The sequence below is a fragment of the Streptomyces sp. ISL-96 genome (assembly GCF_018614035.1).
In the GTDB taxonomy this organism is placed as follows: Bacteria; Actinomycetota; Actinomycetes; order Streptomycetales; family Streptomycetaceae; genus Streptomyces.
The window spans coordinates 1-12,568 of sequence record NZ_JAGGPA010000077.1 but is presented as its reverse complement, the minus strand read 5'-3'; the positions used below and the strand labels follow the sequence as shown (position 1 = coordinate 12,568).

Annotated in this window: 10 protein-coding genes; 6 read left to right on the top strand and 4 right to left on the bottom strand. The window is 67.0% G+C overall.

All coding sequences use genetic code 11. The features are described from left to right. The first annotated feature begins 42 nt into the window (after window positions 1–42). Window positions 43–219 (top strand): hypothetical protein, encoded by a 177-nt coding sequence (locus J7E96_RS38615; protein WP_308296265.1) that lies wholly within the window; start codon window positions 43–45, stop codon window positions 217–219. A 32-nt stretch (window positions 220–251) separates the two neighbouring features. Here the strand turns inward: J7E96_RS38615 and J7E96_RS34050 are convergent, their stop codons facing one another. Further along, a complete protein-coding gene (locus tag J7E96_RS34050) occupies window positions 252–1,226 on the bottom strand; it encodes an NAD(P)-dependent oxidoreductase (protein WP_215137300.1) in 975 nt (324 codons plus the stop codon). Continuing rightward, window positions 1,223–1,852 carry a ScbR family autoregulator-binding transcription factor gene (locus J7E96_RS34045; RefSeq protein WP_215137298.1) on the bottom strand — a complete coding sequence of 210 codons (630 nt, stop codon included), beginning with the start codon at window positions 1,850–1,852 and terminating at the stop codon, window positions 1,223–1,225. Before J7E96_RS34045 ends, J7E96_RS34050 begins: the two co-directional genes overlap by 4 nt. A gap of 114 nt (window positions 1,853–1,966) precedes the next feature. Between J7E96_RS34045 and J7E96_RS34040 the strand changes: the two genes are divergently transcribed. Continuing rightward, the gene (locus J7E96_RS34040; RefSeq protein ID WP_215137296.1) at window positions 1,967–2,920 is read left to right on the top strand and encodes a ScbA/BarX family gamma-butyrolactone biosynthesis protein; all 954 of its coding nucleotides are present in this window, start codon (window positions 1,967–1,969) and stop codon (window positions 2,918–2,920) included. A gap of 845 nt (window positions 2,921–3,765) precedes the next feature. Here J7E96_RS34040 and J7E96_RS34035 read toward each other — a convergent pair. After that, on the bottom strand, window positions 3,766–6,249 hold the full coding sequence (locus tag J7E96_RS34035) for a DEAD/DEAH box helicase (RefSeq protein WP_215137294.1): 2,484 nt from the start codon (window positions 6,247–6,249) through the stop codon (window positions 3,766–3,768). Window positions 6,250–6,410: 161 nt separating this feature from the next. Here J7E96_RS34035 and J7E96_RS34030 point away from each other — a divergent pair, with 161 nt between their 5' ends. The 4 genes from J7E96_RS34030 (at window position 6,411) to J7E96_RS34015 (ending at window position 11,692) form a co-directional block, all read left to right on the top strand. Continuing rightward, window positions 6,411–7,409 carry a TniQ family protein gene (locus J7E96_RS34030; protein WP_308296264.1) on the top strand — a complete coding sequence of 333 codons (999 nt, stop codon included), beginning with the start codon at window positions 6,411–6,413 and terminating at the stop codon, window positions 7,407–7,409. A 157-nt stretch (window positions 7,410–7,566) separates the two neighbouring features. After that, the gene (locus J7E96_RS34025) at window positions 7,567–8,265 is read left to right on the top strand and encodes a hypothetical protein (protein ID WP_215137292.1); all 699 of its coding nucleotides are present in this window, start codon (window positions 7,567–7,569) and stop codon (window positions 8,263–8,265) included. Further along, window positions 8,262–10,637, top strand: a complete 2,376-nt coding sequence (locus J7E96_RS34020; RefSeq protein ID WP_251070834.1) for a Mu transposase C-terminal domain-containing protein — start codon at window positions 8,262–8,264, stop codon at window positions 10,635–10,637. Before J7E96_RS34025 ends, J7E96_RS34020 begins: the two co-directional genes overlap by 4 nt. Continuing rightward, complete coding sequence (locus J7E96_RS34015; RefSeq protein ID WP_215137289.1) at window positions 10,634–11,692, top strand: ATP-binding protein; 1,059 nt, start codon at window positions 10,634–10,636, stop codon at window positions 11,690–11,692. Before J7E96_RS34020 ends, J7E96_RS34015 begins: the two co-directional genes overlap by 4 nt. Before the next feature lie 119 nt (window positions 11,693–11,811). Here the strand turns inward: J7E96_RS34015 and J7E96_RS34010 are convergent. Next, window positions 11,812–12,568, bottom strand: a 757-nt coding sequence (locus J7E96_RS34010; protein WP_215137287.1) for a hypothetical protein, incomplete at its 5' end; no start/stop codon positions are given.

Below are 12,568 nucleotides of genomic sequence, written 5' to 3'. Positions count from 1 at the left end.
GAAGGCGGCCAACTTCGACGTGGCGCCCTGCCCGCGGATGTCATGACGCTGGTCGAGCATCTGACCAGCGGCGCGGAGGCATACCTGCGCAGCCGGATTGGCTCAGAGACAGATTTCGAGAACGCCGTCGCCCAGCTCAGCCGGGCATGGCGGCTGGCGCTCGCAGGAGTGTCGGCCGACAGTCACGCCGAAAAGGCGCTGGGAGTCTCATGTTCGTGAGCCTGAAAAGACCTGACGGGATGACTGCTCCGTCAGGCCTCCGGCCGGGCCGCGAGTATGGAGCGGTACCAGGGGGCGGCTTCAGCCAGGCGTACCAGCGGGCCGGGCCCCGGCGAGCATTTCGCGATGCGCCAGACCTCGCGGCTTTCGTACCAGTGATCACGCACAAGGAGGGCGAACTGGCGTTCACTTACCCTCGTGTGCGCCGAGCGCAGTAGGGTCAGGCACTGGTCCCAGGGCAGTGGACTGGGCAAGCGCGGCAGGACCCGGTGTTGGGCCAGCGTGCGCAGCAGCTCGCCGGTGCTCACCGGTACAGGGTGGCTCGCGTGGTGGACTCCCCCGGGCAGCGGGGAGACCAGTGCGAGACATGCAACGAGGCGCGCTAGGTCGTCTACCGCGACGACGGAGAGCTGTCCCTTCCCACCGTCCCACAGCGCGGGCACAGCTTCGAGGAGTTCGGCCAGGGCTGGCACGACCCAGCGGTCCCCCCGGCCCAGGACGAGACCTGGTCGCAGGACGACGGCCCCGGCCGCCAGGGCGTGCGCCTCGCCGGCGAGCCGGCTGCGGCTCGCGGCGGAGACCGGAGAGGGGGCCACCTCGTTGACCGCGATCCCCCGGTGCGGGCCCGGCCCGTAGACCGCTGCAGTCGACAGGTGCACGATCCGGCTGACGCCCGCGCGGGCGGCCTCGTTCATCAGGGCGGCGGTCCCGCGGACGTTGACCGCCTCGCACTGCGACGCATCAGAGCTGACCAGCGCTGCCATGTGCAGCAACACGTCCGCGTCTTCGCAGACGCCGCGCAGAGCGTCCGGCTGCGTCAGGTCAGCCTGGACCCACTGGTCCGCCTGAGCCGCGGCGCTGTCCGGCGGCCGCCGACCCAGCACCCGCAAGCACAGGTCGTTTCCCTGGCTCTCGCCCCGGTCGTTACGGTACCGGGTGAGTTCACCGAGTACTGCCGATCCGATGAATCCGGTGGCGCCGGTCATCACCACCCGCGTGGGCTTCACGCGGCGGCCAGCCCCCGCGCATGCTCGGGCATGCGTAGGTGGGCCCTGGCCTGCGGGGTGGCGATGCCCGGAAGCAGGTAACGCCACATCGAGAGTAGTCGATCCTGCAGGTCTTCTCGTCCGCTCGCGACGTTGGAGAAGAGCTGGGTTCCGCTGTAGGCGGCGACGAGCACATTGGCGAACTCGCGTTCGTTGACGTCGGGCAGGAGCTCGCCGCGCTCGCGTGCCACGCACAGGTGGGCGTAGAACTGGTCCACCCACTCCTGATAGGCTGTGTCGTCCCGCCCCGCGAACTCGCCCTGCTCGACGGCAAGTCTGACGCTCGCCCGGAACAGCACATTGTTCTGCAGCTCCTGGGCGAGGAAGAAGTTGAGGTCGATCAGCCACTGCAGGCCGGCGGTGCCGTCGGGCAAGCGTACGAAGTCCTGTTGGTGCGCCAGGACTGCCTGTGCCAGCCCCTTCTTCGACTTGAAGTGGAAGTACATGCCGCCCTGCGTGACGTTGGCCCGCGTCATGATTTTGCTGATGCTGGCCCCGCTGTAACCGCACTCGTCGAAGATCTCCGCAGCCGCATGAAGGATGGCTTTCCTCGTCTTCACCGCCCGTTCTTGCTTAGGCTCATGCATCAGGTCGCCTCGATCCCGCTCGACAAAAATACGTAACAACCCTTATTTTACGGGTCGACCCCTCCACCCGGTAGGGGTCGGGGGATCCACAACGCACGCCCAGGGGGAAGTGGCATGCTCATATCGACGGACCGGCCTGCTGGAACCAAACTGGACCTGACCAGGACCGTCGCAAAGGAGTACGTACATCGGGCGGCACTCTCAGAGGTGTTCCTGACCGGCTGGACAAAGGTGGGAGCCGATACCTTCACCGTCAGCGCCCAGTGGCCACGCAGCCACAGCTTCTACGGCTCCGAGCACGGGATGCACGACCCGTTGTTGCTCTGTGAGACAGTGCGGCAGACGTTCCCTCTGCTCGCGCACGTCGCGTACGACGTACCCTTCGGTCACCAGCTCAGCTGGTCCCATTTCCAATACGCAGTAAACCCGGACGCCCTGCGCACCGAGAGCACTCCGGCCGAGATCGAACTACACGTGACCTGCTCGGACATCAAGTACGTCCGGTCCTTGCCCACGATGATGTCCATGCACATCGAGGCCGTCCGCAACGGCTCGCTGCTCGCCACGGTCAGTACACGCTTCGGATGCCACTCCCCTGCCGTGTACCAGCGCCTGCGCGCTGGGCGGGCCAACGTCGCCGAGACTTTCCCAAGCGTGCCGCGGCCACCGGCCCCTGTCCCACCAAGCGTCGTCGGCCGCTACCGGCAGGAGGACATCGTCCTTACGCCCACTCAAGAACGCGGGCGTTGGCAGCTGCGCATCGATACTGCACACCCGGTGCTCTTCGACCACCCCGTGGACCACGTTCCAGGCATGGTCCTCCTGGAATCGGTACGACAGGCCGGCCACGCCCTGCAGCCGTCGTCAGCGGCCGTGATGCCCACATCCATGAGCGTCTCGTTCAACCGCTACGTCGAGTTCGACTCGCCGTGCTGGATCATCGCCGAGGAGATCGCCGACACCTCCACGGCATCCGGTGCGCGACAGGCAATCCGCGTCAGCGCTACGCAGGGCGAGGGTTGCGCCTTTACCGCAACTGCGGAGCTGACGGACCCAACCTCGCTCTGAGCCCGGCGTTTATTGCGGCAAAGTCGCTTCTGACAACCCTAGGCGCCACTTCAACACAACTCACGGAGGGTGAGCACGTGCTGTAACAGCAGAAGGCGGAAATCCCCTGCGTCCAGGGACCTTGCCGCCGACCGAAACCAGTGTGCCACCACTGGATTTCTGGTCACTTTCACACCGCCCGTCGAGCTGCCAGCTCGGCGGGCGTAGGCCCGTTCCGGATGCCACCCCCATCAACGTGCGTTCCTCAGGTCTGCCCGGACCACGAAGGCAAACAGCCAGCTTCGCCACGCCTCCCGCACCGGATACGTTCCCCCATCATGAAGCAAAGTTCTGCAAAAATCCAGCCCCTGCGTGACACTCCTGGGCTGCCGGATCTTCTTAACCAACTGTCCTTTCCCGGCAATTCATCGGACCAGACACAGCGTCAGTCGAGCCCTCCCGCCTCCGCCATGCTCCGCTCACGACAGCGGGTGAAGGTACCGATGCGGATCGTAGAATCCCCCATTACGCGGACGCCGCGCTGAGCGTCTACATCAAGGCCAAGGCACTCGGCCAGCGGCCGGAAGCCTGCACGGCAGGGGTCGCGACCCTCGCCTCTTACTTGCACCTCTGCGAATCAACTCTGCAGCGCGGGCTGGCACAGCTTCGGGCGGCGCTCGCGTGGGCAGCGGATGCCAGGTACGGGCTTTGAGGCTGCCGGAGTCACTGATCGAGCCGCCCTGGGAGTTTTAGCTCCAGCCCGGGCCCGGTTTCACCAAGTGGTGCTCCAACTCTCGGTGACAGAGAACTCGCTGCTGGTGGCCCGAATACGTGTCAGGACAGACGACTGAGAGCTGGTGTGGCCTCTACCCGATCACAGGCTGTGAGGCGCGATTTGAAGCCGAGTTGGAAGGCGATAGGCCCCGTTGGACGCGAGAAGTACCCAACCGGCTGGGCGGTGCCCACCAGTCGTCGTCTTCGGCGCCGTCGTGGTCGGCGGGTTCCGGTGGGGCTGCCCGGAAGACCGGTTGCAGGTCGATTCCGAGAGCGGTGAGGGCATTGATCTGTGGAGTTGTCATCTGGGCGGTGTCGCTCCGGCTCTTCTTGATCCACTGTCCGAGTAGGACTTCGTTTCCTCGGACGTTCTCGCGGTGCCGCAAGGGGACGTCGAAGTGTCCTTCGCGCTGATGGAACTGGCGGGCTGCGGTCAGGGCGCGGCAGAACGCTTGCGCTCGCTGTGCCGGGTTGTGCATGAGGAGCATGGCGTGGGGGTGGAGATTGGGGTACCTGTGGGCAAGTTGGGTGAGCAGGCGTGCTTGCTTCGGGTGGAGGTCTCGGACCGCGGTGATCTGGCGGTCGAGCCAGGTGGCGGAGTCCTCGTCTGCGGCGGGCGTGGGTGTGTGCAGAGTGCGTCCGTCGGCCAGTCGGCGGTCTACGTGGGCGTAGGTGTGCTGCCAGTCGACTTCCCATGGAGGGTTCCACCAGGGGTCGACGGCGTTGAGGCTTGCTATCCGCTCTCTGTCGAGGCGGCCGGAGTCGGCGAGGTCGCGCTGACGGCGCAGCCAGCGGACCAGTGGCCGGTCGGCGGGGTCAGGGGCGGTGATCAGTGCGAGGGTCCCGCTCTTGCCGGCGCAGGTGATCGCTTGGTCGAGGTAATGCTCGAAGCTGCCGGGCGGGTGGGGCCAGGAGATGTTGAGGGTGGTGAGGGCAAAGGCGCGGTCGGCGGCGAGGCTGCCGTTGGCGTAGAGGGACCGTTGTTGTGCCAGCCAGCGGCCGAGAGCGTATCCGGTCTTGTCGGTGTGTTCGCCGGGGACATTGAGGTGCTGGTGGCGTTCGAAGTAGTGGATGGCTGCGTTCCATCCCGCGGCCCACAGGTCGTGATCGAGTTCGTGGGCACGTACGCCGGTGACGCGGACGATCTCGTCGGCGCGTTCAGGTGACGGCGGCAGAGGTGCTGCGTCTCTTTCCAGGAGGTGCTTGCCCCCGCCGAGGCGTCGCCAGATGTGGGTGTCGTGTTCGCGCAGACCGTTCAGGACTTCCCACAGGACGGCGAACTCTGAGGACTTCATGGCCCCTTCGGTGGTCTGTCGTTTACCGACATACACCGGGATGATCAAGGTGGCGACCTTTCCTGCACCGGGTGGCTGGCGCAGGGCGCGTCCGAGGGCCTGAACGATGTCGGAGGAGCTGCGTTTGGGGTCGGCGAACAAAACGGCGTCGGCGTCGGGTACGTCGACTCCTTCGCCGAGGACGCGGACGTTGGAGAGCACCGCCCCGTCGAGGGCGGCGCGGTGGCCGGTGCGTCGCAGGAGTGGGACGCCTTCGAATTCGGCCAGGTGCCAGGCACGGTTGCGGGCGCTTTGGCCGCTGTGGATGGCGTGCACCCACAGGCGGCGTATGCCGGTGCTGCGCTGGGTGTCGGCGACGGTGTCGGGCAGGCTTCGACTGAACCGTTGGGCGTAGGCGATGCGGCTGTGGAAGCTGACGACGCGGCGCAGTTTGTGGATGGCCATGGCGCGCAACAGGCCGACTTGCAGGGCGGCCAGGCGCAGTCCGTTGAGGTGTTCGGTGAGGTCTTTGGTCTGCAGGACGTCGCGCAGTTCGTCGTCGTCGATGACCGGGACGACGATGCGGTAGTCGGCCAGGATGCCGCGGTCGATGGCGTCGGCGAGACCGAGCTGGTACACGACGGGGCCGTAGACGGTCGGGTCGTCCATGGAGGCCAACGGTTCGGGTGGCCCTTGGACTGCGGAGGGCTTCTTGCGTTTCTTGGGGTCGGGCTCCGCCCATGTCCGGGGGGTGGCGGTCATGTAAAGGCGGCGCTGGGCGGGGATGGCTGTGTCCTTGTGAATGGTGGCCCATTGCTTGTTGCTGCTGCCGCTGCTGCGGTGTGCCTCGTCGATGATCACAAGAGACCAGGGCGGTAGTCCATGGCGGCGGTGCGCCAGGGCGATGGCGGGCAGCGATGAATATGTTGCGAAGACAACGAACGGTTCTGTGCGCGCTTTCATGGTTTTCGCCAGGACGGGCGCGTCCGTGGTCAGAGTGATTCGCTTCTTGGAGAGGCCGACTTGGGAATGCCGGAGGGAGCAGACGCCGATCATGTTCCGGATGGTGCTGTCGGTGTCCCAGTGCGCGGCGGTCTGGCTGATCAGGCTGAGGGATGGGACGACCACGAGAACGGAGCCGGATGGCGCGAAGTGTTCAGCGGTGCGCATGGCAATGAGCGTCTTACCGGCTCCGGTGGCGCAGATCACTGTGGCACGGGGCAGGCGCTTCAGCGCCCTGGTGGCAGCCTTGAACGCTTCGCGCTGGTGAGGTCGCAGCTCTTTGACGCGGATGGTTGCCATGCGTGCTGCGATCTCCGTTTCGAGGGCCTGTGACAGTGCTGACGCCCGGTGCTTTCCGGCCTGTCGCGGTGCTGGTTCGACTTTGCCCGTTCGTCCGGGCTGGTCCAAATTGAGCCCGGACCACGTTGCCGGATTCGCGTTGCATAGTGTGGAGAGGAGCCGTGACGACCGGCGATCAGGGTGCATTGCCGGGAAGGAAACAATCCGTGCGGGATCGGGCATTGCCGTTGCAGGTGCGCTTTGTGCCTGGAGAGTCAACGGGCTCATATGTGACCCGGCTCGCCGCGCGAAACGGCCTGGCTGTCGGCCGGCTGCTGGACAGCATCGGCAAGGGGAAGTCCAAGGCAGTGGACCCGCGCTACACCGAGCTGTACATGAATCGTGCAGGCCGGGACCGACTGGCCACTTTGACGGGTTTGCCCCTTGAGCGTCTAACGACAGCGCTGATCAGCACACGCGATGAGCAGCTGCTGCCGGAGGGGCGCGGCGGCCCGGTGTGGGTGTGGCCGTGGCAGCCGCGCGGCGGCTACCTGGTACGGGGCTGCGCCTTGTGTGCTGCCAGTCGCGGCGTGGGTGGGCCGGTGTGGCTGATGCAGCCCGATCAGTGGCGCATATGTGTACGGCATGGTCGTTTCAGTGACAATTCGCGTGACGATGCTGTGCCGTTCGTTGATCTCTCGCCGGGTCCTCATGTCGTTGAGGCGGAGCGGCGGCGGCTGGCCCTGGTGCGCCGTCTGGGCGCGGTAGGGCGGGCTCTTGTGGCCGATGCCTTTGGAGTGCTCGCGCATGAGGCGGTCGGGATGCCGCGGCTGGGCAGCCAGCGCACTGTGCCGCTGCGGTTGCTGCCGACAGTGGTGGAGGTGGCGTACGCGATGGCGCGGCTCGAAAAACGCCGCTTGGAGCGGCGCGTCACGCCGGACGACTACGACGCGTGGGAGATCGAAGTCGGCAAGGGCATGAACTGGTCGGTCAGCAGAGTGCTGACTCTGTGGAGCCGTCTCCACGGGCCGTTGTCCGCGCAGGCGGCATCACCGCGATCTCCCGGGGTTCGCCTTGCGCCGGAGGCGCCGCACGCGGTGGTTGGGGAGATGGCTTCGGTTGATGAGGTCACGTGCGTGCCCTGGCAGGTCCTGGCTGTGGGCGAGCGTCCCTACGGCTGACGGCTACCGTCGTACCCGGGCCGGCACAGTGGCCTGGCTTCGGATCACTGTCTGCGCTCCCGCCGGTGGCAGGAGCGGAAGTTTCGCCCGACCGGCATCGTGCCCCCCTGCCGGCCATGAACAGCGAAAGCCTACGAGGAGAAGGTGCGTCCTGCTGATGGACATACAGGTGCTCTACCGCAGCGCGGCAGGGCGTAGTTGTCTTCACGATCCTGAGCGGCTGCGCGGCGTGCCGCTGGAGGAGCGACCTGCGTTGTCCGAGCCCCGGGCGTATAAGGGACGGCGTTCCATTTTGACCAAATGGTCCTCCTCCACCACCGGGCTGAGTGTGTGGTGTGCCAGCAACGTGCAGATGGATGCGGCGATGCTGCTCGACTTCGACCGCGACATCGAGTGCTTCCAGTCGGGCGTGGCGCAGGTGCGGTGGCAGAAGGGCAATGAGCACGGCGCGGTGCAGCCCGCGTTCTTCGCTCGTACCCGAGACGGCCGGCGGCTGGCTATCGTCCATCAGCGCCCGCGGGCCCGCGGTGAGGAGGCGGCGATGCAGCAGGCCGCGGAGGCAGCGGGGTGGGAGGTGCGGCAGATGGAGGTGCCGCAGGGGGTGCTGCGTCCCTCGCTGGCGCGTCTCGCGCATTTCCGCGCCGCCGAGTACGCAGACCCTCACGCCCGCGAAGTGCTGCTGAAGGCGTTCGCCGAGCCTCAGCCTCTGGCCATGGGCGTGGCCGCCTGCGGCCTCGGCAGGGAGGCGACCAGCCGGGCCTGGCATCTGCTGTGGACCGGTGAGCTGACCACCGACTGGAGCGCCCCGTTGCTGCCGACCTCGGTGGTGTGGGCGCGCGGGAAGGAACGGACATGACGTTGGCTGTGGCGGAAGCCGACGCCGCGCAGCAGGCCCGCCTGCCTCTGGGGGCCCGGGTGCGCTGGCAGGGGAGCTCTTACCAGGTACTGGTTGTCCAGGGCAGCGAGGTACAGCTGGGCTGCCTGGAAGAAGCGGGACAGGACGCGCGCGCTCTGGTCTCCGCCGTTGTCGGCGCCGACGACTTCGCCGTCTTGGACGAGGCCGGCGAGGCCCTGCCCGCGGTTCAGGTACCGGATATGAGCGCGTTGGATGTGCTGACGGAAAGCCAGTTGAAGTCGGTGCGGGACTGGGAACGGCACATCCGCGAGATCAACGAGGGGATACCCCCGGGCGCGCAGGCCGATGCGGTGCCGCGGCCAGGCTACGACCCGGACCGCTTCACACTGCGCCAGCGCTATGCCGCCAAGGCCGCGGAACTGCGGGCACTGGGCTGGAAGAAAGCCTCGGCCGCCACCATCGAACGCCGCCGCCGCGCCTATCAGGCGCGTGGCATCAACGGCCTCATCCGCGAGATGCTGCCGGGCTCACCGTGGGGGCGTACCGATGAGCGGGTGGTCCACCTGCTGCTGAAGGAAGTGAAGGAGGGCTTGGCGGAGTCGGACGGCCATGGCAGCCGTCTGTATGAACGCCTTGAGGCCGCGATCCGCCGCGAGTACCCGAACGAGTACGACAGCCTTTCCATATCGCCGGCCACGTTCTACCGGCTGCTGGAGCGGCTGGGCATCCCGGTCGACTCCCTGCGGTGGCCGACCCAGCGGCGCATGGACACCGCCAACGGCGCCACTCCCCCGTACACGCCCACGACAGCGTTGATGCTGGGCGAGCAGGTGCAGATCGATACGACCGGTCTGGATGTCCTCGCTGTGGGCGATGACGGACGGCCGGTGCAGGTGGAGCTGACCGCTGCCATCGATGTCGCATCGCGCACCATCGTCGGCGCAATGATCGTTCCCAGGAGTCCCGGGCGCGGTCCGCGCGGCAGGCGCCTGGGCGGGCGGGCCACCCGGTCCTTCGACGCCGTGCTCATGCTGGCGCAGGCCCTGGCCCCGATGCCGGGCCGGCCCGGCTGGTCGCCCCGGGCGCTGGCGGAGAACTCCGAGATGCCGTACGCGGACCTGGTGGCCTGCGACCCCCGGGTGGCGGGCGCGGCGGCCCGGCCGGTCATCCGACCGCGGATGGTCGTGGTCGACCACGGCAAGATCTTCAACAGTGAGCACTTCGAGGATGTGTGCCGGATGCTCGGCATCAACGTCCGGCCGGCCCGTGAGCGTACCGCCACAGACAAAGCCATCGTCGAGAGCACCTTCAATGCGATCAAGAAGCGGTTCTCGCAGCACGTCGCCGGATACACCGGATCCGACCTCGCCCGCCGCGGCAAGCACGTCACCGACAGCCCGCTGTGGAGCCTGAACGAACTGCAGGACCTGCTCGATGAGTGGATCGCCCTGGACTGGCAGCAAAAACCGCATGACGGGCTGCGCAGTCCGTTCCTGCCCGGCCTGAAGATCAGCCCGAACCGGATGTACGCCACGCTGGTGGCCGCCGAGGGGCATGTGCCGCTGCCGCTGAGCCCGCACAACAACCGCAAGCTGCTGCCGTTCAAGCGGCTGATGGTGACCGACAAGGGCGTGCGTATCGACAACCGCACCTACAACAGCGACGACCTGCAGGAGTACGCCAATCGGCACTCCGGCATCCCCGGGCAGGGCAAGAAGTGGCAGATCCGCTACAGCCCCTACGCCCCGTCCTTGGTGTGGCTCTACGACCACACCAAGGACGACTGGGTCGAAGCGGAGTTCATCCATCAGCGCCTGATCCGTGACGCCTGGACCCAGTACACATGGGAGCAGGCCACCCTCAGCGTGCTCGAGGCGGGCGGCAGCAAGGAAGACGAGCGGCAGATCGCCCGCGCCGTGTCCGAACTGCGGGAGCGAGCCCGGCGCGGGCCCGCGCCGCAGAAGCAGCCACAGGTGCCGCAGTTGTTCACCGGCCCCGCCCTGGACCTGGACATCCCCCAGGCGGACCCCTACGAGGGTGTCCCGGACCCCGACCCGGCCACCGTGGTGCGGGCGCCGTCCCTCAACATGGACGCCAAGTCCATCCTGTACGCGGGCCATTCCCTCCCTCTCGCCACCTCCGCCCCGCCGCAGCCGGACCCGGACGATGACTGGGACGACGAGACGGACGGCTACTACCCGGGCCTGCTCCCGGGGCAGGGCGGTCATGAAAACGGGCTGGGCAGCCTGCGCGGCAGCGCGGCCGAAGTGTTCGGCCGCGTACACCCCACGGCCACCGGACCTGCCAGCAAACCTGGCTACGAACCGGGTGACAGCGAAGACGAAGAACCGGACGACGGAGGCGCTCTGTGAGCCGCAATGAACTGATCCGCCCGCTCAGCCCTACCGTCGCGGGCGCGGTGACCCAGCCCATCGTCCCGCCGCTACTGACGACCAAGGAAGGCTGGAACGCCTCGGCCACACGCCGGCTGACCCCACCCGACCTGCAGGACTGCGCCCCCAAGGGCACCGCCGTCGGTCCCCTGGACCCACGGATGATGTACCACGGCGAGATGCTGCCCGTGATCACCCCCGCACTGCGCCGCGGCCTGCTGGACGCCCGGCGCCTGCTGCGCACCAGCCGGTTCCGCAGCGTCGGCCGCACCATGAACATGCTCATCGACGGCGACCGGGGCACCGGCAAGAGCACCCTGCTGGTCCAGATCGGCCGCGGCTACCAGGGCCTGATCGAAGCGGACTTCGGCCCCGATCCCGACCGCATCCCCGTCATCTACATCAACGTCCCGCCCGAGCGGGACAACAACCTGCACTGGTCCCTGCCCTTCGCCGAGTTCCTCGGCCTGGACCACACCCTGCACCGCAAAGACCGGACCCGGCGCCCCACCGACATGACCGAAGCCATCACCCACGTGATGAACGAGGCGAGCACCCAGCTGGTCCTGATCGACGGCATCGACCGCATCAAGGACAGCGAAATCACAGCTGCCTTCGACTACTTCGAAGCCCTGCAGGACCGCACCCGGATCACGTTCATCTTCTGCGGCACCGGCGCCCGAGAAGTCGTACACCGCGCCCGCTACGACGACAAGCGCAAGAACCTGCCCGACGCCGTCAAAGGCAAGACCTACTTCAGCGACCTGCCCGTGCTGTGGGCCGAAGCCATCCCCTACAGCGACGACTGGCACCGCGTCGTCCAAGCCTTCGAAGACGACCTACGCCTGTACGACCACAAGCCCAGCACCCTGCTCAAACTGTCCCGCTGCCTGCACCGGCGCACCGGCGGCTACATCGAAACCCTCAGCTACCTCATCTGCCAAGCCGCCCAGGAAGCCATCGAAACCGGCACAGAGGCCATCACCAAGGAACTCTTGGACGACATACGCATCGGCCGCGGCGACAGCAGGTGACCCCCTTGGGTCCTACTCTCCTCGTCTGGCAGCGCCGACATGGGCGGCCCAAGCCCCGGATCCAGAGCGAGCAGCCCAGCTGTCGTGGGACACCTGCCCCTTGCACGTGAGTTGACGAGCTATTCGTCGATCCGCTGAAGATCGACAGCGCGGCTGTCGCCGGCTGCGGCTAGCGCATCGATGATGCGGCGCCACTGGCTCAACGTGGAGGCGCCAGGAGCCGCTGTTTCGCGGAGTTCCGTCAGCCAGTGGGTGACGAACCAGCAACGGTTGGCAAAAGCGTCGTAGCGGCCGTTGATGATGCGTTCCAGCCATGTGAGGCCCGTGGCGCACTGCCACGAGTAGGGGGCAGTGCGCGCGAACTGCGCCAGCGCATCAGCGGCCTTTGGCTTCTCGCTTGCAAGAGCGATCCATCGTTCGGCCAACTCGTCCAAGGCGTCGGGCGCGAGCCAGTCGCTGCGTGCACGGTTGAGAGTGTCATCTGGGCTGGGATCGGCGGCGCGCAGCTGTGGGGTCGGCCACAGTGCGGCAAGGGCGTAGTCGGACCAGTGACCGTCTCCGTGCAGGTCGGCGCCTGCGTCAATGGCGTCGAGCGTGGTTTTGAGGGCTAGTGGCCAAATGGTCGGGAGCAGGGTGCGGAGCTGAAGGTCGTAGGTGAAGAGGACGGCGAAGTCGTGTAGCAGCTGATGCAGGGCCTTGCCGTTGGCGGCGAACGTCTGCAGATGCCCGGTGAGCGGTCCCGGCTCGCCATGGGCAGTGAGGTTAATGAGGACGCGGGCTACGAGTTCGCGCTGGGAGTCTTGATATCCGTCGTAGCCCTTGGCCATCCAGTGGTCGGTGCCGATGCGGTGCGCATCTAGGGCCTGTTGCGAAAGT

Coding starts and splice junctions, on each gene's coding strand:
- J7E96_RS34035 (WP_215137294.1), bottom strand. CDS start 6,249: ATGGCAACCATCCGCGTCAAAGAGCTGCGACCTCACCAGCGCGAAGCG.
- J7E96_RS34020 (WP_251070834.1), top strand. CDS start 8,262: ATGACGTTGGCTGTGGCGGAAGCCGACGCCGCGCAGCAGGCCCGCCTG.
- J7E96_RS38615 (WP_308296265.1), top strand. CDS start 43: ATGACGCTGGTCGAGCATCTGACCAGCGGCGCGGAGGCATACCTGCGC.
- J7E96_RS34040 (WP_215137296.1), top strand. CDS start 1,967: ATGCTCATATCGACGGACCGGCCTGCTGGAACCAAACTGGACCTGACC.
- J7E96_RS34045 (WP_215137298.1), bottom strand. CDS start 1,852: ATGCATGAGCCTAAGCAAGAACGGGCGGTGAAGACGAGGAAAGCCATC.
- J7E96_RS34025 (WP_215137292.1), top strand. CDS start 7,567: ATGGACATACAGGTGCTCTACCGCAGCGCGGCAGGGCGTAGTTGTCTT.